Here is a 23,777-nt window from a genome sequence, read left to right on the forward strand (position 1 = left end):
TCAGTGGCAAAGGGATTAGCAGCCTTGCCACTTTTCCCCTGGCCTAACGTTTATTAGTTTCCGCCGGGTAATCGTCCATAATTCTTATTTTTTAATTAGTTGTTGTTTTCAGCGTGCAAAGGTAATATAAAAAACGAAAACAGCAAAACAGATTACATTTTTTTTGTGTGTTGTTCTTGTTGTTTATATTGTCTTAAATAAAAATAGCTTGATTAAGTGGTTTTTGAAAACAATATAAACAACAAGAACAACAATATAGTACTATTACAAGGTGATGCCTGTAAGTATGTCATCATCCACGAGGTTGGGCATGGTGACCTTTAGCCCGGGTGTGCGCTCCATCTCTCGGCGTATGGCATCCATTGAGCCTTTGTTGCGTGCCCATGAACGGCGCGCTATACCATTGTTTACGTCCCAGAAGAGCATGCTCTTTATTCGGCGCTCAGCCTCTTCGCTGCCATCGATGACCATTCCGAAGCCTCCGTTGATAACTTCGCCCCAACCAACACCGCCTCCATTGTGGATGCTTACCCATGTAGCTCCGCGGAACGAGTCGCCAATGACATTCTGTACTGCCATGTCGGCACAGAACTGTGATCCGTCGTAGATATTTGATGTCTCGCGGAAAGGTGAGTCGGTGCCGCTGACGTCGTGATGGTCGCGACCAAGGACTACTGGGCGGCTTATCTCTCCGCGGCGTATGGCATCGTTGAATGCCAATGCAATCTTCGTACGTCCTTCGGCATCGGCATAGAGTATGCGTGCCTGTGAGCCAACCACGAGATTGTTCTTTCCTGCTTCGCGAATCCAGTGCAGGTTGTCGAGGAGCTGGCCTTTGATGTCATCGGTGACATGGTGGCTCATCTCTTCAAGCACCTCTGCCGCCAAGCGGTCTGTTGTCTCCAGATCCTTTGGATTGCCAGATGAGCATACCCAACGGAACGGACCGAAGCCGTAGTCGAAGAACAGTGGACCCATGATATCCTGCACGTAGCTCGGATAACGGAACTTCTTCCCTTGTCCCATCACATCAGCTCCAGCGCGGCTTGCCTCCAAGAGAAAGGCGTTGCCGTAATCAAAGAAGTACATACCGCGGTCTGCCAAGCGGTTTATGGCTGCCACCTGTCGGCGCAGTGATGCCCTGACTGCTTCCTTGAAACGTTCAGGCTCTTCTGCCATCATCTTTTGTGACTCTTCAAGTGTATAGCCAACTGGATAGTAGCCACCAGCCCATGGGTTGTGAAGTGATGTCTGGTCGCTTCCGAGGTCAACATGTATGTCTTCGTTGGCCAGACGCTCCCATAGGTCAACAACATTGCCGACGTATGCCATGGACACGACCTTTTTCTCTACAACTGCTTTCTTTATGGCGGGTATCAGTTCATCAAGACTTTCATGCAGTTCGTCCACCCATCCCTGTTCAAAACGCTTTCGGGCTGCCTTTGGGTTAATCTCTGCTGTTACGCTTACCACACCCGCGATGTTGCCAGCTTTTGGCTGGGCACCGCTCATGCCACCAAGACCTGCTGTGACGAAGAGTGGAATCTTTTTCGTGGCTGTATCACAGCTAAATACACGACGTGCTGCATTAAGGACTGTTATTGTAGTGCCGTGGACAATGCCTTGCGGACCGATGTACATGTATGATCCGGCTGTCATCTGACCATACTGGCTGACGCCAAGAGCATTGTCGCGTTCCCAGTCATCGGGCTTTGAATAGTTCGGTATCACCATGCCATTGGTGACCACCACGCGTGGTGCCTCCTTGTGTGAGGGAAATAGTCCGAGTGGATGACCGGAGTACATGACGAGCGTCTGCTCATCGGTAATCTCCGACAGATATTTCATCACCAACCGATATTGTGCCCAGTTCTGGAACACCGCACCGTTACCTCCGTAGGTTATCAGCTCATGAGGATGCTGTGCCACGCGCGGGTCCAGATTGTTCTGGATCATCATCATTATTGCAGCAGCCTGCTGGCTCTTGTGAGGATATTCATCTATTGAACGCGCATACATAGGGTAGGTGGGGCGCAGACGGTACATGTAGATGCGTCCGTATTTCTTCAGTTCCTCAGCGAACTCTGGTGCGAGTTGTGCATGAAGGTGTTGTGGGAAGTAACGCAATGCATTGCGAAGTGCCAAACGTTTCTCTTCTGGTGAGAGAATGTCTTTGCGTTTTGGGGCGTGGTTGATACTCGTGTCATATGGCGGCATTTCCGGCAATACCTTTGGAATGCCTAACTGTAGTTCTTCTTGGAATGTCATAGTGATTTGAGGCTTTAGATTGTGTTATAGTTTGGATTCCACGATTTTGATAATCTCCTGTTCGGCGGCATTGGCTTTTTTTATAAGGTCGTTAGCCTTGGATATGAGCTCATCGGCAGTCGTGCGGTCTTTCAGTGAACCGGCGTTGATCTTCACGTTAAGACCAGCGCCAATAACAGCGGCACGTGCAGCCAATGCTCCCACGCCGGCATCGCTGACACTTGCTGGGTTGCCCTCTTGTGCCATGGCACGGCATATGTCAAATGTCCTGAAGCTGGCTTCCATGGTGTGGAGAGGCACTTGTGCAGCATAGAGCGTTGCCTCTTGAATAGCTTTGGAACGTGCAACTTTCTCCTCTTCGGTCTTCTTCGGCATGCCGAAAGCCTCCATGATGTGGTTGAAGGCAACGGTGTCCTCTTCCACCAGCGCGAGAAGCTCGTTCATAAGAACCTGTCCCTTTTCTGCCCATAGGCTGAACTCATGCCAACGATCATCCCATCCGACCTTATGTGACGACAGGTTTGCCACCATAGTGCCAAGAGCTGCGCCAAGCGCTCCCATGTAGGCGGCAATGGTGCCACCGCCAGGGGCCGGACTTTCGCGTGATGTCTCTTCGGCAAAAGCCTTGACAGTAAGAGAGTTTAGGCCTTTTTCTTTACTATCTTCCATCATGAACTCAATGACCTTCTCTTTCGGATTGAACGGCTTCAGGTCGTCGAGTCCCATGGACTTGATGGCTATCTTAATGATGTCGTCTTCGGGTATGCCCACGGAACGGTGCTGCTTCTCAAGAAAGTACTTGCCTGCATCAATAAGTGCACGTTTTGGCACCAAACCAACAATCTCAGTACCTGTGACACGTATGCCACGGTTCTGCGCGCAGCGGCACACCTCGTCGAATGCCACATGAAGAGGTGTCACGTTGATGTTTGTCATGTTCATTGATACCTGTGCAATGCCATATTCATCGATGTACCAACCGATGGCTTTGGTGCATTTCAGTGTACCGGGAATCATCACTGGCTTTCCGCTTTCGTCAACGACAGGCTTTCCTGTTATTGGGTTGCCCTCACGTTTTGGGCGACCTTTTTCGCGTACATCGAAAGCAATTGCGTTAGCGCGTCGTGTAGAAGTAGTGTTAAGATTCCAGTTCACGGCGATAAGGAAGTCGCGTGCGCCAACAGCGGTGCAGCCGGTTCTAAGCAGAGACTCTGGCAATTGCGAATTCTCAATTCTCAATTCTCCATTCTCACCTATAGGCATGAAGTCTGGCTGTTTCTCTGGGTCGGTAAGCTTCTCTAGTAGAGCTTCGTACTCTCCTGCACGGCATACGGCAAGGTTCTTGCGCTCGGGCTTTAGTGCTGCTGCCTCGTAGGCATAGCAGGGTATGCCTGCCTCGTGAGCCATGCGCTCTGCCAGTTTGCGGGCGAGCACAGCGCACTCCTCAAGGGTGATGCCTGCAACGGGAATGAGTGGTAGTACATCGGTGGCACCCATGCGTGGATGAGCTCCGTGATGCTTGCGCATGTCGATGAGCTCACCTGCTTTCTTCGCTCCGCGAAAGGCGGCCTCTACCACAGCTTCCGGGGCCCCAACGAATGTCACTACCGTGCGATTGGTGGCTTCGCCAGGGTCTATGTCCAGCATACGAACCCCATCAACGCTTTCAATGGCATTCGTTATTTGCTTGATGATACTCATGTCGCGCCCTTCGCTGAAGTTGGGCACGCACTCAATAATTTGTTTTTCGTTAGTCATAATAATATTAGGTCTTAGTATTGCTGAATTCAAATAATCACTTCTCTATGAGCAAAGTTAAACATCTCTCTGAGCAAAGTTAAACATCTCTTCGAGTAAAGTTAAACTTCTCTTCGAGCAAAGTTAAACTTCTCTTCGAGTAAAGTTAAACATCTCTCAGAGTGAAGTATAAAGCAGGTTATCCAATATCTACAACTGTAATACCTGCTCCGCCGAACTGAACGTGCTCATCACGGAAATGAGTTACGTTGGGTATTGTGGCGAGGTATTGGCGTATGAGTTGTCGAAGGATTCCTGAACCAGTGCCGTGGAGAATGCGCACACGGCTCATGCCAACCAAGATGGCATCGTCAATGAAATAGGTGATAGCGTTGATGGCTTCGTCGCCGCGCATGCCACGTACGTCAATGTCTTGACGGAAGTTTAACTTGCGTGAGTCGATGGCAGCACGCGTGCTGCTCGACACCTGTCCGTAGCTTCCCATAATCTCCGTGTGGCGTTGATCTTTGGTGGTTGTCTCTTCTTTTTTAGGTGCCTTCGCCGACTCCAAACGATCGATGCGCATCTTCGTGCGCATTCCACCGAAGATTATAGTTGCCATATTTCCGTCGATATTCTCTATCTCTCCAACGGACGTGAGACCTTTTATACGGACAGTACTACCAACCTTTAACTGCTCTTGAGGCGAGGATGGTTTTGGGGACTCCTGTGCTTGTGACTGACTAGCTTCTCCTCCCTTGGGGAGCTGTTGAGTATTGGCTTTTCTTTTCTCTTCCTTCCTCTTCTTTCGCTCCTGTATCTGCCGCATCTTGCGTTCAATCATTTCGTCATTGGCTTTCGTGTCAATGTCGCTGACTTCCTGTTTGAATGCTTCGAGCTCTTCGCGAATACGCTTAGCAGCTTCTTTCTCCGCCTGCTGCTCACGAATCTCGCGGATGGCGTTCTCTATCTTACGGTTGCTTTCGCGAAGCAGTTCTTCTGCCTGCTCCTTGGCACGGCGAAGAATCTTCTTTCGCTCCTGTTCTATCTCCTCAATGTCTGCCTCCAGTCTCTCTCCCTTTGCTTCGAGGTTCTTTTCGTGTTGATGAATGGTCTGACGCTTACCTTCCCAATAGCGTTTGTCGCGCACTATGTCTTGCAGATACTTGTCGCTCTGTATATAGTCACGACCAACAATGTCTGATGCATCGCTGATGACTTCTTCAGGAAGACCTGTTTTGCGTGCAATCTCGATGGCAAAGCTGGAGCCAGGCTGACCGATGGAGAGTTGGAACAGCGCTTTCATCTCATGACGGTCATAGAGCATGGCACCGTTGACAACACCTTCGTGATCATCGGCAAAGTGCTTCAAGTTTTGATAGTGGGTTGTGATGACGCCGAATGCTTTCTTCTTCCAGAACTGCTTCAGCACAGCCTCGGCAATGGCGCCGCCGATGGTAGGCTCAGTACCACCACCGAACTCGTCGATGAGAAGTAAAGTGTGGTTGTCGCAGTAACGCATCATCATCTTCATGTTCATCAGATGTGATGAATATGTTGAGAGGTCGTCTTCTATGCTCTGCTCGTCGCCTATGTCAATCATGATGTTATGGAATACTCCGCATGTGGAGCGCTCGCTCATGGGAACAGAGAGGCCGCATTGTAACATGTATTGCAGCAGACCGACGGTCTTCAGACAGACAGACTTACCACCGGCATTGGGACCGGAGATAATGAGGATTGACCCTTCTCTTTGCCTTTCACTTGAAGGTGTGGGGATATCCTTTAGCATTATCTCTAGTGGCACTACTTTCCTTCCTTGCTTCTCTAAAGAGAGCATAAGCAGTGGGTGAATGGCGTTAATCCAGTCTACGTGCGGATGACTCTCCACTTTTGGTTCAATGGCTTTTATCGTTTCTGCCAGTTCTGCTTTGGCATGTATGAGGTCTATGCGTGCCATGAACTGATATGATTCGAGGATTTCTTTTACGTAAGGCCGAACCTCATCACTGAACACGGTGAGTATGCGGACAATCTCGCGACGCTCTTCTGCCTCAAGCTCACGTACACGGTTATTGGCTTCAACAACCTCAGTAGGTTCAATGAACACTGTCTTTCCTGTGGCACTTTCATCGTGTACTATTCCGTTGATACGGCGTTTTACGCTTGGTGATACAGGTATCATAAGTCGTCCGTCGCGCATTGTAGGAGCTGCATCCTTATCTACGAGTCCGTCGCGTTGTGCGGCGTGAAGAATGGTATAAAGTGTTCGCGAGATGCTACCTTCTGTCTTCTGCAGTTCATGACGTATGCTGGCGAGTGTCATCGTGGCACCGTCTTTTATTCGTCCGAACTTATCAATGATTGAGTCTATGCGGCGTATGATGGCGGGAAAAGTCTGTACGCCATCTGTCAGCCGTGAGAGGGCAGGGTAGGCGGGTGCCTCTTCTTCATCGTCTCGCTTCAGATAAGTCACCATCTTCTGTATGGTGTCGAGAGAACGACGCAGATCGAACAGCTCATTCTCTTCGAAGTGGGTGCCAACAAGGCGTATGCGAGTCACTGATTCGCGTACATCGAAGAAATATTCAAGTGGAAAATCGTCGGTTGTGTTCTTCAGTAGGCGGAACTCTGTTACCTGTTGCAGCCATTCTCTTATCTCATCAGCATCAGTGGAGAGAGTCATCTCATCGACTTTCTCGCTGCCCAGCGTGCTGAGACAGCGTGCCTTCAGCAGTGAGCGAATCTCGCCAAATCCAATCTTATGTTCGTAGTTGTTAGGGTAAATCATGTTGCAAAAGTAAGAAAAAAAAACGAATTTGTGTGCTTTGTTACATATTTTTGTTTATATTTGCACCTTGTAAGCAAACTTTAATAACACAAAACTATGGCAAATTACAAAATGATTCCCACTTTAGGGTTTAGTGAAGCAGTAGAAAAGGCTTCAAAGAGATTATTGGATTTTAATGGCAGAAGCCGTCGTTCTGAATTCTGGTGGTGGATGCTCATTGTCTTGATTCTTAACATCGTTATGAGCCAATTGTTGAAATCTAATGTTTGGGCAAACATGTTAACTTCTACTGCAGTGATGTTTCTTGGCTTAAGTGTGACGGCTCGCCGCTTGCAGGATACTGGAAAAAGTGCATGGTTCGTTTATGTTAGCTATGGATTGGGTATATTGACAACTTTGTATATTCCATATTCAGGATACAACGAAATTCTTCAGGAGGTAGCACAGAAAAGTAGTAGCGCTGGTGAAAAGCTCTTGGAACAGTATATGGATGTGTTTGCCGTAGTGGGAACATTGACAATACTATGGATGATTTCTTGCCTTGTTGTGGTAATCTTCTGCTGTATGGATGGAACAAAAGAGCCAAATAAATATGGTAAATCACCTAAATATATAATGGAAGAATCTGTCGCAGGCGATTTTGAGGAGGTAATGTAATATAAATAAATACATAAATAAAGACTGCTCGGCTTTCAAAGTCGAGCAGTCTTTATTTATGTCATACTATTCAATTACGACATTACTTCTATAATCTCTCCATATTTCGCATATTTCCGCCAAAAATATTTTTCCTGAATTTCGCGCGAGTTTTGGAGCTGTTCCCCAACTATCGCTGTTCAATAATTCTACTAAAAGGCGGTAAATTGTTAATGCTAAAATCAACCTGTGTGAAAACAGTAATATTACCTTTTAAACTATTTTTTTCCATTTTTTCTTTTAAAACTTTAAATAGTAAAAATATTTTTTGTAATTTTGCAAATGCATCTGCCTGTTGAGGCTATGAAGCACATAGTGACGTGTTGAGCTACGAGATGGAGCACTTCATATTGAAAGGCGTTACTGACGCTTTGTTTTTGGTCGTTCAAAACTTCCACAATGTTTGTTGGATTGTATCAGTTATGACATTCTATTCTAAACACCATTCCCTGTCTATCCCGAAAGGTTCGAACAGAACCCGCCGGAAGGCTTTGCTCGCGGTATGTATGCTGCTGTGCATACAGCCGGCGGCCACTGCCAAGGAAACCGCCGACAGCGTGGAAGCGGACGGGAAGATGTCAGGGGTCATCAAGCAGGTGCTCGACAGGTTTAACCGCCCCCCACGCTACCTCGACGACCGCTATGTGCGAAAGCCACCGACCAAGTTCATCATCACCCTGAGGGGCAGAGTGCAGCAGACCGGTGTGCGCATCAACGACTATTCGGAGTTGGATACCGACTGGGGGCTTGCCAACAGAACACAGACCGACTTGCGTATGCAAGAGCGCCTCCATTACAAGATAGGAGGCTATATCACCTATTCAGGCATCCGTGCCGGACTGGGCATGAGCGTAGGGCGCAAGAGCGCCGAGAAGAGCACCTCCTTGTACCTCAGCTGCATCAACTCATACTACGGGCTTACAGCCCAATATAACAATATCAAGGAGAAGGTGTCATCTGACGTGCATTCCACAGTGGACTATCATGGTGAGAACTACGAAAACGACTCCATGGAGGACGACACTTACATGGAGTCGGACTATCCTGCCGACATGCGCGAGATACAACTCGACGGCTACTATGCCTTCAACCGCCGCCGCTTCGCCTATACAGCCGTATATGGCGGCAGTGTCGTGCAGCGACGTTCTGCCGGCTCGTGGATGCTGGGAATGAAGTACCTCTATGGGCAGGTGAAGTTCGACTCCAGGGAATCCATTTTCCCCATCTACGTCGGCGGCATCACACGGTTTACCACCCAACAGTTGTCCGTAGGCGGAGGCTACAGTTACAACCTCGTACTCCTGAACCGTGACGAAAGCGGTCCACTCCTGCGCGGTCTCCGCAACCTCACTTTCAACGCCACCTTCATGCCGATGATCACCATGTTCAATCCGCTCACCATCTATTACGACAAAAACCTCGTGGAATGGTTCGGCTATGAAACCGACCATCGCACTCGCAAGTCACATCCGGAACTCAACTACACTGCCACGACGGGCATGGCACTGAGCATCGACCGCTTCAGTTTCGTCGTCAAAGTCCACTACGACAACTTCCGCTTCAACACAGGCTTACGGAATGAGAACCAGAACAAACTGGGCGATGAGTATGCCATGCAGAAGAACCGCATGAAAGGGCGCTTCTTCAACTGGGGCGTGAGGGCAGATTTTCAAATGAAGTTTTAACCAATGTAATAAAGACAATGAAAAGAATCATGCAATGGGTGCTCGCCGCCACCCTCATCAGCGGCGCAAGCGTATTCACATCGTGTTCGTCGGACAACGATGACAATTCTTCTCCTAAATCAGGAGCGAACAGCCAACTCGTAGGCCAATGGTATTCCGACGTATCGGGGGCTACATACGCCGCCTGGACATACGGCAAGGCATGGCAGCAGACGGAACTGAAGGCCGACGGCACAGGCGTCACCAACATCTATTACCTCAACAACGACGATGCCGTGGGCCGTGAGCGCTATTCGTTCACCTATACAGCCAGGGAGGGCGTGCTGACGATGGACATCGCGGAGAGGAACACCAAGACCACCGCCAGATATACCGTGAGCGACGGCAAGCTGACCTTGACGGAGGGTGACCACCAACTGGCCATGCAGAAGATGGACGAAGCGAAGGCTAAGGACTTTGATGCGTGGAGCCGCAAGGACAACCTGGTCAATGTACCGCAACCCGCCCGCTACACCGTCTTTGTCTATGGCAATGCGGGAGGCACCATGGATAAGATTATTGAGTATGGCTTCTGGGAGAAGATACAGCCGCTGCTCACGGATCACAACAACGTCCGTGTGGTCTGCTTCTACAAATATGGCAAGGAAAAGTCCGAGGATGGCAAAGACTTTACAGGTAAGTATGCCGACCCGGGTGACATCGTATGGTTCGATCTGAACGACACGACTAAACTGGAGAATATTCGTAACGGAGGACTTCGGGCGCTGGGGTATGAAAAGAAGGCCCAGGAACTGAAACTGTGCGACCCCACGACCGTCAGCGCGTTCATCCAGATCAGCAGTCTGGTGTGTCCTGCCGAGCAGTATGTGTTCAGCATCTGGGGACATGGCAGCGGACTAAGCCCCATGGCCGATGTCCCCGGCAAATACGAAGACCCCGCCGCTGCACCTGCTACCCGAGGGGTCATCGGCGATGAGTGGAATAAGGGTGAAGAACTGGATATGTATGAACTGAGTGCCGCCATCCGTTCCGCAGGCTTGAACCGGCTGAACACAATTTTCTTCCACAACTGCCTGATGGGCAACATGGAGACGCTGACCGAGCTGCGCGGCCTGTCCGACTACATCGTGGCCTCGGCTCACCTGCTTGTGAGCGAGGGCGAACTGCTCACGGAATACGTCCGAGGACTGCTGGAGAAGGGGAATACCGAGGATGCCATCGCACAGATGTTTGAGCGCGTGCATCCGAAATGGGAAAATTCATATCATGAGTCTGAAGAGCAGGAAAATGGGCAAATAGTGGAGTCCTGGAGAAATGGCGACTACAAGCTCATCCGTACTGCCAAGCTCGATGCCATCATCAGTGCCACCAAGCGCCTCGCCGACAGACTCGTCGCTCTCTACCCCACGCAAAGGGAAGCCATCGACAAAGCCACCAAGGAGGTGTATCGGTTCCATACCCTCATTCTAAATAACGTGTCCCCCGAGCAGCGTCACCTGTTAACCTACGTGAATCCCTTTGTCGATCTGGCAGACTATGCACATTGGTTGGCAAAAGAGACTGGCGACACAGAAATGGCTGCCATCTCTGCCGATCTGGACAAAGCCTTCAGCGAAGCCTTCGTCCACTATGCCGACGTCAACACGAACGAACAGCATCTGGACCACTACACACTGAGCATCTGCCTGACCAACAACAAATTCTACACGGCAGATGCCGCCAAATTGCCTCTTGTTGATTATTTTGTTCCTAATCATCTGTGCAATTTCGACCAAGGCTACGAGCAGACCACCTTCCACAAACTGACGGGATGGGGCAACTGGCTGCGCACCAACCAGCAACTGCTTTGGGGCAATCCCACAAGCGACGGCGGTGGCCCGCTCAAGTGAATAAAGAACAAGTATTAAATTCTCAAAAATATGAATCAAAGGAAACTGTGGGTGCTCGCCGCCATTCTCATCATTATATGCGGCGCATGTGTGATAACCTGCTGCGGCAGTGAGGACGACAATCCTGTGGTCAGCCCGACTGACGACAGCAGTCAGTTTGTAACCCTCAGCGAAGCCGTGCCCGATGTGATTCTGGAGATACGCTATTACGGCACGTACAACTTCGTAGGAACCCGCATTGACGGCTACGAGGAGCCGACAGCGCTACTCACACGCCAGGCTGCTGACAGTCTGAAGGCTGTAAACGAAGATGTGAAAGCACAGGGGTATAGACTGAAGATATACGATGCTTATCGTCCGCAGAAAGGCGTTGACCACTTCGTGCGCTGGGCAGAAGACATCAGCGACACGCTTATGAAGCCATACTTCTATCCCGACCTTGACAAGAAAGTGCTCTTTCCTCAGGAATACATCTGTCTGAAAAGTGGTCATACGCGGGGTAGCACTGTTGACCTGACTCTCTTCGATATGAAAACCGAAAAGGAACTTGACATGGGTGGCACTTTCGACTGGTTTGGTCCCGAGAGTCATCCCGACTTCTGTGGTAATCCTGAGACGGGAGAATATACAGGTGATAACAGCAAGAGTCCTGCCAATCCGAAACGTAGCATCACCCCAGAGCAGTTTAAGAACCGTATGATTCTGCGTCAGGCAATGCTTCGTCACGGTTTCAAGCCTTTCGACACAGAGTGGTGGCACTTCACACTCCGTGACGAACCCTTCCCCAATACCTATTTCACCTTCCCAGTCAAACAACTGAGCAACAGCTTAGCTGAATAGGCTCTGAGTGAATAATAAAATAAAGGGATGTATCGTCGGATACATCCCTTTATTGCAAATATAAATATGTTTATAAGTTGAATTTCAATAATTATTGAGACTTATTCAATGACAACTGTTGTCCAACCGTGCTTATCCTCGATCTCTCCATACTGAATGCCACGGAGAGTGTCGTAAAGTTTCTTTGATATAGGACCGGGCTTCTCACCGAATGAATAGCGCTTGCCAGTATCGAGGTCATCAATATATGAGATAGGTGAAATTACGGCTGCTGTACCGCATGCACCTGCCTCTTCGAATGTCTCGAGTTCTTCTTCAGGAATCTGACGACGCTCAACCTTCATGCCGAGATCCTCAGCTACCTGCATAAGGCTTTTGTTTGTAATAGAAGGCAGAATAGATGTTGATTTCGGAGTGATGTAGGTGTTGTTCTTAATGCCAAAGAAGTTGGCAGCACCACACTCGTCCATGTATTTCTTTTCTTTAGCATCGAGATAGAACTCGCAGGCATAACCTTTCTCGTGAGCCAGGTTGTTGGCGAAAAGAGAAGCTGCATAGTTGCCGCCCACCTTATACTTACCTGTGCCAAGAGGTGCCGAACGGTCGTAGTCACGAATGATTACATAGGGGTTGGTAGAGAAACCACCCTTGAAATATGGACCTACTGGTGTGACGAAGATGAGAAAGCAATATTCCTTTGATGGATGAACGCCTACCTGTGCGCTGGTGCCGATGAGCAGCGGACGGATATAGAGTGTTGCTCCGCTCTCATAAGTAGGAATCCACTCCTGGTTCAGGCGTACAACCTTCTTTACCATTTCCTCGAACAGCTCTGTCGGTACTTCCGGCATGAGAATTCCGCGGCATGTTGACTGAAGGCGCTCTGCATTGTCCTTAACACGGAATACACGCACTTTGCCGTCCTTGCAGCGATATGCCTTAAGGCCTTCGAAAGCCTCCTGACCATAGTGCAGACAGGTTGCAGCCATGTGAAGTTTCAAATACTCGTCGGACGAAACTTCAATCTCGCCCCACTTGCCATCGCGGTAGTAGCACCGCACATTGTAGTCTGTCTTCATGTATCCGAAAGACAGGCTTCCCCAATCTAAGTTCTTCATATTTTTGATGTTGGATGATAAATCATTTCCGCAAAGATAGACTATTTCGCCGAAACAAGCAAATTTTTAGCCTGTTTATTCGCTTTTATCCAGTATCTTCTTGATTTCGGCATCGGTATTAGTCAGTTTGTCGCGGCAGAATTTGATAAGTTCCTGCGCAGTCTTTAGCTGTTCAGTAAGCTCATCAATGCCGTATTCGCCAGCTTCCATCTTTTGTACGATGGCCTCCAGTTTCTGTATTGCTTCTTCGTATTTCATTTTACTGTTGATTTTATTGTTCCTTGTTCAAATTGGGTCTCTATCTCGTCGCCTTGTTTCAGTAAAGCTGCATCGTGTATGGCTTTGCCGTTTAGGGTTGTTATGCTGTAGCCTCGTTTGAGCATCAGCTGCGGGTCGAGTGATGTCGCTCGTTGTTGTAGCATCTCCAAACGGTGGTTGGCAGATGCTATGTTATGAGATGTTATAGGTGGTATGTGAGATGTCAACAGGGCTATTCGGTTCTGCTCTTTATCTATGATACGCCTGATGCTGTTGGCAAGCCTTTGGCTTGTCTGCTCCATACGAGCTTCATGTTGTGTCTTCACCAAAGAGAATAAGGCAGGGATACGAATGGCAAGAGTTGAGAGTTGGGAGTTGAGAGTTGAGAGCTTGGCCTCCGCTGTGTAACTAATCCTTTGCTCGCATTGCTCAATACGGTCAAGCACTCTTTGTGCATGCTCTATGAGAAAAGCTGCTGCTGCCGTGGGGGTCTTTACACGCAGATGTGACACCATGTCGAGTACACACTCGTCACGGTCATGTCCTATGCCTGTGATAATGGGCATGGGAAACTGTGCCACGTTTTCTGCAAGTGCTAAAGTGTCGAATCCGGACATGTCGGCAGTACCTCCACCACCACGGATTATTACGACACAGTCGAATGACGAATCTTCTCCTACTGCCAAGGAGTGGGCTTCATATATCTGGTTTAGCGCATTGATGATGCTCTGTTCCACTTGTTCACCTTGCATTATTGCTGGAAAAAGAGTGGTGTGGAAAGCAAAGCCGCTTTCACTGAGCTGTTGGCAGAAGTCACCATAGCCAGCAGCAGTGACACTGGAAATGACAGCGATGTTTAGACAGAAAGTGGGGAGCTGAAGGTCGCGTTGCATGTCGAAGATGCCTTCTTGTTTCAGCTTGAGTACTATCTCCTGACGTCGGCGCGCCATGTCGCCAAGTGTGTGGTTAGGATCGATATCGGTTATTATCCATGAAAAACCGAAAGCTTCGTGGAACTGTGCATAGACTTTCAGACGTACTTTCATTCCTGCGCATAGCCTTTGTCCTGTGATGCGTTCAAAGTGGGGCTGAATCATTGTCCATGACGAACGCCAGCACTTTGCCGAGGCACGTGCAATAGGGGTGTTAGAAAGCTCTTCCTTTTGGATAAGCTCCATATAACAATGGCCTCTTGACTCACGTACTTCTGAAAGTTCTGCCTCTACCCAGTACTCGTGTGACAGTTCTGCCTCTAGTGTCAAACGTACGAGCGAGTTCAGCTCAAATAATGATAGAGTTTCGTTCATGGCTTCTCGTTCAACAGCTTTCATTCCTCTCCCTTGGTCCTTCCAATCATGTATGCCTGCCAGAAATCTGGTATTCCGTATCCCAGAATATTGTCAGGCTCGTCAGCTTGTGAGCTGCATTGCCTTACAAGATCAATAATCTCTATGGCAGACAGCTTTGGTAATCCTTGCCATAAACATGCTACAAGGCCGCTGATAAGTGGCGTTGAGAACGATGTGCCCATGTCGCGAATAAGAGAGCCTCTGCCAGAGATAAGTGCTGTGCCGCTACCCATTGCTACTATGTCGGGCTTGATACGTCCGTCCTGCGTGGGACCAACGCTTGCGAAAGGTGCATTACGCATCTCGCTGTTCACGGCACCTACGGTGATGATATCTTCTGCATCGGCTGGTGCTGTGATCTTCTTCCAGTGTCCCATCCCTGAGTTGCCTGCTGAGTTGCAAAGTACTATTCCTTTATGGGAAAGCATCGAGGCAGTGTGGGAGATGAGGGCTTTGTGTCCGTCGAGATCTCTCAGGTGGTAGTTGCCTTCGTTGTTGTCAAACTCGTTGTAGCCAAGTGAAGAATTTATGATGTCAACGCCTACTGAGTCTGCAAACTCTGCAGCCATTGCCCAATAGTCTTCTTCAATGGGCATCTCCGTGAGAGGGTCTTCACAGCGCAGCAGCCAGTAATCAGCATCAGGTGCTGTGCCCATGATAACCTCAGGTGCTACGGCAGCCATAACGGAGAGGACTTTAGTGCCATGGTCTATGCCACCAAAGAAATCACCGTCATCGTAATCCTCCGCTACAGAAACGAAGTTGTGTGTACCCTTTAACTTCATCTGTGAGAAGCATCCCAGCCTGTCAACATTCTGGAAGCCTCCGTCGAGCACAGCTATAGTCATGCCTTTGCCGTATAGCTCTATCTCGTGGAGACGGTTGCCGCCAAGCATCTCTATCTGTGTACGTGATACACCGAGAGGATCGTTGCGAACGGAGTCCCAACGATTGAAATGATCTTGTATAATCCTCTTCTGTTGTGATAGCGGACCGTTGATACTGTCAGGTGACTGGAATACTTTACGCGCTTCTCTCACATTCGGCAATTGTGCCAGCAGGTTGAGTAGCGTTGTGTCGGCTGAACCAACGAGCACGGTGTTGTTCCATTTGCTTACGCCAAGTATACGAGCACCCTTTACACGGAAACGCATCAGTTGCGATTCGGGTATTGGCAAATCGGTAGAATCGACCTTTAATTTTTGCCTTTTGCGTCTTTCTATGCTCTTTTGCGAAAGATATTTTCCAGGACGGTCGAGTGTGTGCTTACCGCCTTTCTTGTCATTGAGATAGTAACGGTAAACAAACAACTTCGGGCCTGGATATTTCACCTTGCCTTCCATCGTTATTGGTGTTAGCAGAAGAGCAAATATAAAGAATAATATGCGATACGTCATCTTAGATTTTTGTACTAAGGGAAGACAAAGGTACGTTTTTTTTTCTTAACTACCAAATTTTGCTGTTTTTGATTGTCAATTGTTTGTTTTTTGCGCTACTTTTGGTGGTGTCAGAAAAAAAATGTACCTTTGCGCATGAATATGAACGATAACAAACAAGCTGCACTTGAGTTGGGATCGAAGCCAGTAGGGGCATTGCTGTGGCAATATGCTCTGCCTGCAATGGTGGCAATGGTGGCTTCGAGCTTATATAATATAATAGACCGCTCTGTCATAGGTCAGGTGGTCGGGCCTGAGGCTATTGCTGGTCTCGGTATCACTTTCCCGTTTATGAACCTTGGCGCTGCCTTTGGCGCAGCTGTTGGAGTAGGAGCTTCAACATGCATATCTGTGAAACTCGGACAGCGTGACTATGCCACGGCGCAGCATCTGTTGGGAAATACCGTTACCCTTAATCTTATAATAGGTCTCGCCTTCATGGCTGTCAGCCTGATTTTTCTTGACCCAATATTACGTTTTTTTGGTGCTTCAGATGCCACTCTGCCTTATGCTAGGGAGTTTATGGAGATAATACTTGCTGGTAACGTCGTTACCCATATGTATTTTGGCATGAATGCTGTGCTGAGGGCAGCGGGTAAGCCTCGACACGCAATGTATGCAACATTGTTTACAGTGGCATGTAATATAATCTTGGTAATAGCCTTCGTTTGGTGGTTCAGATGGGGTATACGTGGAGCTGCTTTGGCTACTGTTACGTCACAATCGTTGGCTCTCTGCTGGCAGATGAGGCTGTTTAGCAATAAGCATGAGCTGCTGCATCTGAAAAAAGGTATATATAAGCTGAAATCCGTTCTGGTAAGGAATATCGTATCAATAGGCATTTCGCCGTTCCTTATGCAGACAACATCTTGTGTCATCGTTATCTTCATGAACAATCAGTTTGTTCGATATGGTGGTGACATGGCTGTGGGCGCATATTCCATTGCAAACTCAATGGTAATGGTGTTCTTCATGTTCGTGATGGGTGTCACTCAGGGAATGCAGCCTATCGTGGGTTATAACTATGGCGCTCAGAAATTTGACAGGATGATGCGTTGCGTTTGGATGGCTATAGCAGTGGCAACGACTATACTGCTTGCAGGATGGGCTGTGTCAATGCTTTTTCCACGACAGATAGCAAGGATGTTTACCACGGATCCTACATTGCTTGAAATGTCGGCACGAGGTATCATGCTTGATATGCTGGTGTTCTTTGTTGTTGGCTCGCAGGCTGTGATAACGAACTACTTCCAGTGTATTGGCAAGGTGCGCATAAGCATATTTCTCTCGCTGACGCGACAGCTCATTCTTTTATTGCCTATGGCTTACGTGTTCCCATTCTTCTGGGGACTCGATGGCGTTTGGTATTCAATGCCTGTGAGCGACTTCCTCGCTTTTGCTTTCACAATACCCATATTTATGTTGCACATCAGAAAATTCAAGTCTTATGGACAAACGGGTAATAATTAACATTGGCAGACAACTGGGTTCTGGCGGACACGATATAGGACGCATGTTGGCATTGGACTTCAATGCTAAATATTATGATCGCGAACTGCTGAATCTTGCAGCAAAAGAGAGCGGATTCTCAGCAGAGTTCTTCGAACAGAACGATGAGAAGAAGGGCTTCTTGCGTTCATTCCTGCAGTTGCCGTTCAGCATAATACATAATGGAGCGAACTTCTATCAGAACAATTTTTCACAAGAAGGACTATTTAAGTTTCAGAGTGATGCTATCCGCAAGGCTGCCAGCGAGGGCTCATGTGTGTTCCTTGGGCGTTGTGCTGACTATGTGTTGCGCGATTTCCCTAATGTCGTCAATGTGTTCGTAACTGCTTCTATAGATTTTCGAATACGTCAGGTGATGGATAAGCAGAACGTTTCGAAGGAAGAGGCACAGAGGATTATTGAAGAAGGGGAGAGCGAACGTGCTGCATATTATGACTACTACACGGGAAAGAAGTGGGGACATGCAACATCCTATGACTTGTGTGTTGACTCAAGCATACTCGGACTTGTGGAGACAGAGAAGTTTATTGCTGAGTTTGTAAGAGCAAAACTAAATGTCAAATCAAATAATCATGTGCTTTGAAAAAGATAGGAATCATCAGCGATACGCATGGCTACTGGGACGAGAAGTACCTGCATTACTTCGAACCATGTGATGAGATTTGGCATGCAGGAGATATCGGCTCAGTAGAAGTGGCAGAGAAACTTGCTGCCTTCCGCCCTCTGCGTGCTGTCTGTGGCAACTGCGACGGTGGTGACCTTAGACTGATGTATCGTGAACTGAACCGATTCAAATGTGAGGATGTTGATGTGCTTATAAAACATATTGGTGGCTATCCTGGACGCTATGATCCGTCAGTACGTTCAACGCTCTTTGCTCGTCCGCCACAGCTGTTCATCGCAGGGCACTCCCACATACTTAAGGTTCAATATGATAAAACCCTCGGACTGCTGCATATCAACCCTGGTGCTGCAGGCATGCAGGGGTGGCATAAGGAACGAACATTAATAAGATTGACAATTGAAGGCAATAAATTTGCTGATTGTGAAGTTATAACATTAAGAGACTGATTATTTTTGCAGTTCTTATTACGGAGATAATGAAAATAATATCAAATAAAAACAAATAGTTATGAAGAATATTGTTATTACTGGTGGTGCAGGCTTTATTGGAAGTCATGTAGTGCGCCTTTTTGTGAACAAGTATCCTGAGTATCACATCATTAACCTCGACAAACTGACCTATGCTGGAAACCTCGCTAATCTGAAGGACATCGAGAACAAGCCCAACTATGAGTTTGTGAAGATGGACATCTGTGACTTCGACGCTTTCTACAAGCTCATGCAGGACAAAAAGGTTGATGGTATTATCCATCTGGCTGCTGAGAGCCATGTTGACCGTTCTATCAAGGATCCCTTTACATTCGCAAAGACCAACGTTATGGGTACACTTTCTCTGCTTCAGGCTGCCAAGCTCTATTGGGAGTCGCTGCCAGAGAAATATGAGGGTAAACGCTTCTATCATATCTCTACCGACGAGGTGTATGGAGCACTTGAGCTTACTCACCCAGAAGGCATAGAGCCTCCTTTCACCACGACAGCTTCTTCAGCTGAACACCATCTCGCTTATGGTGACAAGTTCTTCCTTGAGACAACAAAATATAATCCTCATTCGCCTTATTCGGCTTCGAAGGCTTCTTCAGACCACTTCGTGCGTGCTTTCCACGATACCTATGGAATGCCTGTTGTAGTAACAAACTGCTCAAACAACTATGGTCCTTACCAGTTCCCTGAGAAGCTTATACCTCTTTTTATTAATAATATACGTCATCGCAAGCCATTGCCAGTATATGGAAAGGGTGAGAACGTCCGCGACTGGCTCTTCGTTGAGGATCATGCTCGTGCCATTGACCTTATCTTTCATAAAGGAAAGATTGCCGATACATATAATATTGGTGGTTTCAACGAGTGGAAGAATATCGATATTATCAAGGTGGTGATTAAGACTGTTGATCGTCTCCTTGGTCGTAAGGAGGGCGAGGACATGGATCTCATTACCTATGTCACCGATCGTGCAGGTCATGATCTGCGCTATGCCATCGACTCGTCAAAGTTGCAGCGTGAACTCGGATGGGAGCCTTCTCTCCAGTTCGAGGAGGGCATTGAGCGTACCGTCCGCTGGTATCTCGATAACCAGGAGTGGCTCGACAATGTAACCTCTGGCGACTATCAGAAGTACTACGACAACATGTATCAGAATCGATAAAGTCGGTTGATAATAAAGCATTGTTTTTTAGTGGATGCGTTAAGTAAATCTTTTCATTCTTATCTCGTAAAGGTGGCCTATGAAGGTGCAACTCACGAGCGGGAACATCAGTTAGAACATCTGCTGGCTCTTCTCTATCCAGAGGATGAGCAGATGATAATTAGCTATTATGGACTATTTGGCGAGCCTCGTCTGTCCCTTGATGAGATTTCGGCTAAACGCAACGAGAGTTCTTACCAAACGCTCGAAGCGATTGATAAGAACATTCGTAAACTTGCTGTTACCCCAGAGTGGCAAATGATAGAAGAAAAGCTATGAAGAAAATATTACTGTTAGGCTCAGGCGAACTGGGCAAAGAGTTTGTTATTGCGGCAAAATGTGCAGGACAGTATGTTGTCGCTTGTGACCGTTATGATAACGCTCCTGCCATGCAGGTGGCTGACGAGCGCGAAGTGTTCTCTATGCTCGATGGTGATGCACTCGAAGCCGTGGTGAAGAAGCATCATCCTGATATCATCGTGCCAGAGATTGAGGCCATTCGCACAGAGCGTCTCTTTAAGTTCGAGGAAGAAGGCATACAGGTTGTTCCTTCGGCTCGCGCCGTGAACTATACTATGAATCGTCGTGCTATCCGCGACCTTGCTTCAAAGGAACTGGGGCTGCGTACGGCAAAGTATTTCTATGCCAAGACTTTCGACGAGTTTAAGAAAGCTGCTGACGAGATAGGCTTCCCCTGCGTGGTGAAGCCACTAATGTCGAGTAGTGGTCATGGTCAGAGCTATGTTCATAACGATGATGAACTGGAACAGGCTTTCCGTGAAGCAATGGAAGGCTCGCGTGGTGATGTGAAAGAAGTAATCATTGAGGAGTTCATTGATTTCGACTCAGAGTTCACTCTGCTCACAGTAACACAGCAGCATGGCTGGCCCACATTGTTCTGCCCACCAATTGGACATGTACAGAAGGGTGGTGACTACCGTGAATCATGGCAGCCATATAAGATAAGTGATGAGGCTCTGAAACAGGCACAGATAATGGCCGATAAAGTGACGAAGGCACTTACGGGTGCAGGCATCTGGGGCGTAGAGTTCTTCCTTACAAAGCAGGGAGAGGTAATCTTCAGCGAACTGTCGCCACGTCCACATGATACGGGTATGGTGACACTTGGACATACAACAAACCTGTCGGAGTTTGAGCTGCATTTCCGTGCTGTCATGGGCCTGCCTATTGCTGACATACGCCTTGAGCATGCAGGAGCTTCTGCTGTGATACTCTCACCATCGGATTGCTCTATAGATTCTCCTCTCAGCTATAATCTTGATGATGCACTGAAAGAGCCTTGCACACGTGTTCGTATTTTTGGAAAACACGATGCCCACCGTGGTCGTCGCATGGGAGTCACCCTTTGTTATGGCGACGTGAACGATGATGTCAATGTTCTGCGAGACAAAGCAAAGCGACTGGCTGCAACAGTGCTTGGTACTGACCCTTATATGAAGAAATGAAGATAACCCTGATTGACCTTCCTAAAATCACCGACCCTCGTGGCAACTTAACCGTTGCCGAGGGTTTGGATAAGGTTCCGTTTGACATCAAGCGAGCCTATTGGGTATATGATGTTCCTGCTGGCGAGAGCCGTGGAGGCCATGCACATAAGCGTCTTTATCAGCTAGTGGTAGCACTTAGTGGTTCGTTCACAGTTACACTTGACGATGGACATGAGCGACAGACGGTGCTCCTGAACCATCCGTGGCAGGGACTGCTCATAGAGACAAACACATGGCGTACGCTCGATGATTTCTCGAGTGGTGCCGTTTGTCTCGTCTTGGCATCGGAGCATTTCGAGGAGGAAGACTATATTTACGACTACGACGAATTTCTAAGATACGTGGGATGCTCGAAGTAAGACGATATACAGCAGAACAACAGGGGGAATGGAATAGTTTCATTGCCACAGCGAAGAATGGTACATTCCTGTTTGATAGGAATTATATGGACTATCATTCCGACCGTTTCAGCGACCACTCTCTGATGTTCTATCGTGACGATTCTCTTTATGCAGTGCTGCCTGCAAATGAGAAAGAGCATACACTCTACACACATCAGGGTCTCACATATGGAGGCTTGGTGATGGGAACTGACGCAACAACTGTTCATGTGATAGAGATTTTCAAAATGATGAATAGCTACTTGCGTGAACATTCCATACAGCGTGTGGTATATAAGGCTATACCGTGGATCTACCACATCGTTCCAGCTGAGGAACCACTTTATGCCATGCACCTCACATGTCGCTACCATCTGTTGGAGCGTGATGCCTCTTCTACGGTAGTGCTATCCAAACAGCTGAAATGGAAAAAGGATCGCAGACACGGACTGCGAGTGGCAAGAGACAACGGAGTACGAGTCGATTTTTCTGATGATTATACTTCGTTCTGGCCTATATTAATAGAGAATTTGCGCGTTAACCATAATGTGTCACCTGTTCATTCTCTGGACGAGATATTGTTGTTGAACCGCAGATTTCCGAAAAACATCCTTTTTGTGGGAGCATGGAAGGACGAAGAACTTCTTGGGGGATGTGTTGTCTATGTAACGCCACAGGTTGTTCATACACAATATATTGCTGCAACGCCAATGGGTAAGCAACTCGGTGTCGTGAATGCTATCATTGATAAGATCCTCTCATCGTTTCCTGAACATTTGTATATGGACTTCGGAAAATCTACCGAGGCTCATAGCGATATTCTCAATGAAAACCTCATTTATCAGAAAGAGGGCTTCGGGGCGAGAACCTTGTGTTACGATACTTACGAATGGACAATATGAAGGTAGACTATTTGCCATTGAAGAGAATCACGGCTATGCATGCTGATGAAATCCATGAAGCCATCGACCATGTCGTTGATGGAGGATGGTATCTGAAAGGTAACGCTACAGAGACTTTCGAACATGATTATGCCGAATATATTGGCACCCGTCATTGCATAGGAGTTGCCAATGGCTTGGATGCACTTACCCTTATACTGCGTGCTTATATAGAGGAGGGCATCATGAGAGAGGGCGACGAAGTGATAGTACCGGCAAATACATATATAGCATCAATCCTTTCGATAACTGAGAATAGGCTCGTTCCTGTGCTCGTGGAACCTCGTGTTGACACGTTCCTTATCGATGACTCTCTCATCGAACAGCACATAACGCCTCGCACACGTGCTATAATGATTGTCCATCTTTATGGACGTTGTGCATATACTGAAAAGATTAGTGAAATCTGTCGTCGCCACGTTCTGAAACTTATTGAGGACAACGCCCAAGCCCATGGCACCATGTGCTATGCGGTTACCCCGTATAGAAAGACGGGTTCTCTAGGAGATGCGGCAGCCCATAGCTTCTATCCAGGCAAGAATCTTGGAGCATTGGGCGATGCTGGTGCTGTTACTACCGATGATGACCATCTAGCTGCGACAATACGGTCAATAGCAAACTATGGATCTTCTCGCAAGTACGTCTTTGACTATGTAGGTCGTAACTCGCGTATTGATGAGCTACAGGCCGCAGTATTAAGCGTCAAACTAAGATATCTTGATGAAGATAATCTTCGCCGCAAGGAGATAGCAACTCGTTATATTGACAACATCATTAATCCGTTGATTCGTCTTCCGGAAAAGACTGAAAGTGTTTGGCATATCTTTCCTATTCTTTGCGAACAACGTGATCGGTTGCAACAATATCTTGCTGATAAAGGCATAGGTACAGTGATTCACTATCCCATACCTCCTCATAAACAGTCCTGTTATAGCGAATGGAATGAGCAGTCATATCCCATAACTGAAATAATACATTCTCAGGAACTTAGTATACCATGCCATCAGGCTATGAGTGACTCCGAAGTGGACTATGTCATACAGCAGATTAATAACTTCGCATAGCTC

20 protein-coding genes are annotated in these 23,777 nt (G+C 47.8%); 13 read left to right on the forward strand and 7 right to left on the reverse strand.

Annotated features, from left to right (window positions below):
- Window positions 1-264 precede the first annotated feature (264 nt).
- The 3 genes from M1L52_RS09405 to M1L52_RS09415 form a co-directional block, all read right to left on the reverse strand.
- Window positions 265-2,268, reverse strand: coding sequence for a urocanate hydratase (locus M1L52_RS09405; RefSeq protein ID WP_248614716.1), 2,004 nt, complete (start codon window positions 2,266-2,268; stop codon window positions 265-267).
- A 24-nt stretch (window positions 2,269-2,292) separates the two neighbouring features.
- Complete coding sequence (gene ftcD, locus M1L52_RS09410; RefSeq protein ID WP_248614717.1) at window positions 2,293-4,026, reverse strand: glutamate formimidoyltransferase; 1,734 nt, start codon at window positions 4,024-4,026, stop codon at window positions 2,293-2,295.
- 178 nt (window positions 4,027-4,204) lie between these two features.
- Window positions 4,205-6,796 carry an endonuclease MutS2 gene (locus M1L52_RS09415; protein WP_248614718.1) on the reverse strand — a complete coding sequence of 864 codons (2,592 nt, stop codon included), beginning with the start codon at window positions 6,794-6,796 and terminating at the stop codon, window positions 4,205-4,207.
- Window positions 6,797-6,892: 96 nt separating this feature from the next.
- Between M1L52_RS09415 and M1L52_RS09420 the strand changes: the two genes are divergently transcribed.
- From M1L52_RS09420 to M1L52_RS09435, 4 genes are all read left to right on the forward strand, one after another.
- The gene (locus tag M1L52_RS09420) at window positions 6,893-7,453 is read left to right on the forward strand and encodes a DUF805 domain-containing protein (protein WP_248614719.1); all 561 of its coding nucleotides are present in this window, start codon (window positions 6,893-6,895) and stop codon (window positions 7,451-7,453) included.
- Between the two features lie 461 nt (window positions 7,454-7,914).
- A complete protein-coding gene (locus M1L52_RS09425; protein WP_248614720.1) occupies window positions 7,915-9,177 on the forward strand; it encodes a DUF4421 family protein in 1,263 nt (420 codons plus the stop codon).
- A 17-nt stretch (window positions 9,178-9,194) separates the two neighbouring features.
- The gene (locus M1L52_RS09430) at window positions 9,195-11,066 is read left to right on the forward strand and encodes a clostripain-related cysteine peptidase (protein ID WP_248614721.1); all 1,872 of its coding nucleotides are present in this window, start codon (window positions 9,195-9,197) and stop codon (window positions 11,064-11,066) included.
- A gap of 30 nt (window positions 11,067-11,096) precedes the next feature.
- On the forward strand, window positions 11,097-11,906 hold the full coding sequence (locus M1L52_RS09435; protein ID WP_248614722.1) for a M15 family metallopeptidase: 810 nt from the start codon (window positions 11,097-11,099) through the stop codon (window positions 11,904-11,906).
- Window positions 11,907-12,007: 101 nt separating this feature from the next.
- On the opposite strand, the gene M1L52_RS09440 is transcribed toward M1L52_RS09435, so the two are convergent.
- The 4 genes from M1L52_RS09440 to M1L52_RS09455 form a co-directional block, all read right to left on the reverse strand.
- Window positions 12,008-13,024 (reverse strand): branched-chain amino acid aminotransferase, encoded by a 1,017-nt coding sequence (locus tag M1L52_RS09440; RefSeq protein WP_248614723.1) that lies wholly within the window; start codon window positions 13,022-13,024, stop codon window positions 12,008-12,010.
- 75 nt (window positions 13,025-13,099) lie between these two features.
- Complete coding sequence (gene xseB, locus M1L52_RS09445; RefSeq protein WP_248614724.1) at window positions 13,100-13,282, reverse strand: exodeoxyribonuclease VII small subunit; 183 nt, start codon at window positions 13,280-13,282, stop codon at window positions 13,100-13,102.
- Window positions 13,279-14,589, reverse strand: a complete 1,311-nt coding sequence (gene xseA, locus M1L52_RS09450; RefSeq protein WP_248614725.1) for an exodeoxyribonuclease VII large subunit — start codon at window positions 14,587-14,589, stop codon at window positions 13,279-13,281. The genes xseB and xseA overlap by 4 nt, the downstream gene beginning before the upstream one ends.
- Window positions 14,590-14,609: 20 nt before the next feature.
- The gene (locus tag M1L52_RS09455) at window positions 14,610-15,974 is read right to left on the reverse strand and encodes a S8 family serine peptidase (protein ID WP_248614726.1); all 1,365 of its coding nucleotides are present in this window, start codon (window positions 15,972-15,974) and stop codon (window positions 14,610-14,612) included.
- A 195-nt stretch (window positions 15,975-16,169) separates the two neighbouring features.
- Here M1L52_RS09455 and M1L52_RS09460 point away from each other — a divergent pair, with 195 nt between their 5' ends.
- The 9 genes from M1L52_RS09460 to M1L52_RS09500 all read left to right on the forward strand — a co-directional run bounded on the left by M1L52_RS09460 (window position 16,170) and on the right by M1L52_RS09500 (window position 23,774).
- Window positions 16,170-17,537, forward strand: a complete 1,368-nt coding sequence (locus M1L52_RS09460) for an MATE family efflux transporter (protein ID WP_248614727.1) — start codon at window positions 16,170-16,172, stop codon at window positions 17,535-17,537.
- Window positions 17,515-18,159, forward strand: coding sequence for an AAA family ATPase (locus tag M1L52_RS09465; protein ID WP_248614728.1), 645 nt, complete (start codon window positions 17,515-17,517; stop codon window positions 18,157-18,159). Before M1L52_RS09460 ends, M1L52_RS09465 begins: the two co-directional genes overlap by 23 nt.
- The gene (locus M1L52_RS09470) at window positions 18,156-18,647 is read left to right on the forward strand and encodes a metallophosphoesterase family protein (protein WP_248614729.1); all 492 of its coding nucleotides are present in this window, start codon (window positions 18,156-18,158) and stop codon (window positions 18,645-18,647) included. The genes M1L52_RS09465 and M1L52_RS09470 overlap by 4 nt, the downstream gene beginning before the upstream one ends.
- A gap of 61 nt (window positions 18,648-18,708) precedes the next feature.
- A complete protein-coding gene (gene rfbB, locus M1L52_RS09475) occupies window positions 18,709-19,842 on the forward strand; it encodes a dTDP-glucose 4,6-dehydratase (protein WP_248614730.1) in 1,134 nt (377 codons plus the stop codon).
- Window positions 19,843-19,872: 30 nt separating this feature from the next.
- Window positions 19,873-20,160 (forward strand): histidinol dehydrogenase, encoded by a 288-nt coding sequence (locus M1L52_RS09480; protein ID WP_248614731.1) that lies wholly within the window; start codon window positions 19,873-19,875, stop codon window positions 20,158-20,160.
- Window positions 20,157-21,347, forward strand: a complete 1,191-nt coding sequence (gene purT, locus M1L52_RS09485) for a formate-dependent phosphoribosylglycinamide formyltransferase (protein WP_248614732.1) — start codon at window positions 20,157-20,159, stop codon at window positions 21,345-21,347. The genes M1L52_RS09480 and purT overlap by 4 nt, the downstream gene beginning before the upstream one ends.
- Window positions 21,344-21,748, forward strand: a complete 405-nt coding sequence (locus tag M1L52_RS09490; RefSeq protein ID WP_248614733.1) for a sugar 3,4-ketoisomerase — start codon at window positions 21,344-21,346, stop codon at window positions 21,746-21,748. The genes purT and M1L52_RS09490 overlap by 4 nt, the downstream gene beginning before the upstream one ends.
- Entirely contained in the window at window positions 21,736-22,671 is a 936-nt protein-coding gene (locus M1L52_RS09495; protein WP_248614734.1) for a GNAT family N-acetyltransferase, read from the forward strand. The genes M1L52_RS09490 and M1L52_RS09495 overlap by 13 nt, the downstream gene beginning before the upstream one ends.
- Window positions 22,659-23,774 carry a DegT/DnrJ/EryC1/StrS family aminotransferase gene (locus M1L52_RS09500; protein ID WP_248614735.1) on the forward strand — a complete coding sequence of 372 codons (1,116 nt, stop codon included), beginning with the start codon at window positions 22,659-22,661 and terminating at the stop codon, window positions 23,772-23,774. Before M1L52_RS09495 ends, M1L52_RS09500 begins: the two co-directional genes overlap by 13 nt.
- The last annotated feature ends 3 nt before the right edge of the window (window positions 23,775-23,777 follow it).

Source organism: Prevotella sp. E13-27 (assembly GCF_023217965.1).
In the GTDB taxonomy this organism is placed as follows: domain Bacteria; phylum Bacteroidota; class Bacteroidia; order Bacteroidales; family Bacteroidaceae; genus Prevotella.

Coding starts and splice junctions, on each gene's coding strand:
- M1L52_RS09405 (WP_248614716.1), bottom strand. CDS start 2,268: ATGACATTCCAAGAAGAACTACAGTTAGGCATTCCAAAGGTATTGCCG.
- ftcD (WP_248614717.1), bottom strand. CDS start 4,026: ATGACTAACGAAAAACAAATTATTGAGTGCGTGCCCAACTTCAGCGAA.
- M1L52_RS09415 (WP_248614718.1), bottom strand. CDS start 6,796: ATGATTTACCCTAACAACTACGAACATAAGATTGGATTTGGCGAGATT.
- M1L52_RS09420 (WP_248614719.1), top strand. CDS start 6,893: ATGGCAAATTACAAAATGATTCCCACTTTAGGGTTTAGTGAAGCAGTA.
- M1L52_RS09425 (WP_248614720.1), top strand. CDS start 7,915: ATGACATTCTATTCTAAACACCATTCCCTGTCTATCCCGAAAGGTTCG.
- M1L52_RS09430 (WP_248614721.1), top strand. CDS start 9,195: ATGAAAAGAATCATGCAATGGGTGCTCGCCGCCACCCTCATCAGCGGC.
- M1L52_RS09435 (WP_248614722.1), top strand. CDS start 11,097: ATGAATCAAAGGAAACTGTGGGTGCTCGCCGCCATTCTCATCATTATA.
- M1L52_RS09440 (WP_248614723.1), bottom strand. CDS start 13,024: ATGAAGAACTTAGATTGGGGAAGCCTGTCTTTCGGATACATGAAGACA.
- xseB (WP_248614724.1), bottom strand. CDS start 13,282: ATGAAATACGAAGAAGCAATACAGAAACTGGAGGCCATCGTACAAAAG.
- xseA (WP_248614725.1), bottom strand. CDS start 14,589: ATGAACGAAACTCTATCATTATTTGAGCTGAACTCGCTCGTACGTTTG.
- M1L52_RS09455 (WP_248614726.1), bottom strand. CDS start 15,974: ATGGAAGGCAAGGTGAAATATCCAGGCCCGAAGTTGTTTGTTTACCGT.
- M1L52_RS09460 (WP_248614727.1), top strand. CDS start 16,170: ATGAACGATAACAAACAAGCTGCACTTGAGTTGGGATCGAAGCCAGTA.
- M1L52_RS09465 (WP_248614728.1), top strand. CDS start 17,515: ATGGACAAACGGGTAATAATTAACATTGGCAGACAACTGGGTTCTGGC.
- rfbB (WP_248614730.1), top strand. CDS start 18,709: ATGAAGAATATTGTTATTACTGGTGGTGCAGGCTTTATTGGAAGTCAT.
- purT (WP_248614732.1), top strand. CDS start 20,157: ATGAAGAAAATATTACTGTTAGGCTCAGGCGAACTGGGCAAAGAGTTT.
- M1L52_RS09490 (WP_248614733.1), top strand. CDS start 21,344: ATGAAGATAACCCTGATTGACCTTCCTAAAATCACCGACCCTCGTGGC.
- M1L52_RS09495 (WP_248614734.1), top strand. CDS start 21,736: ATGCTCGAAGTAAGACGATATACAGCAGAACAACAGGGGGAATGGAAT.
- M1L52_RS09500 (WP_248614735.1), top strand. CDS start 22,659: ATGGACAATATGAAGGTAGACTATTTGCCATTGAAGAGAATCACGGCT.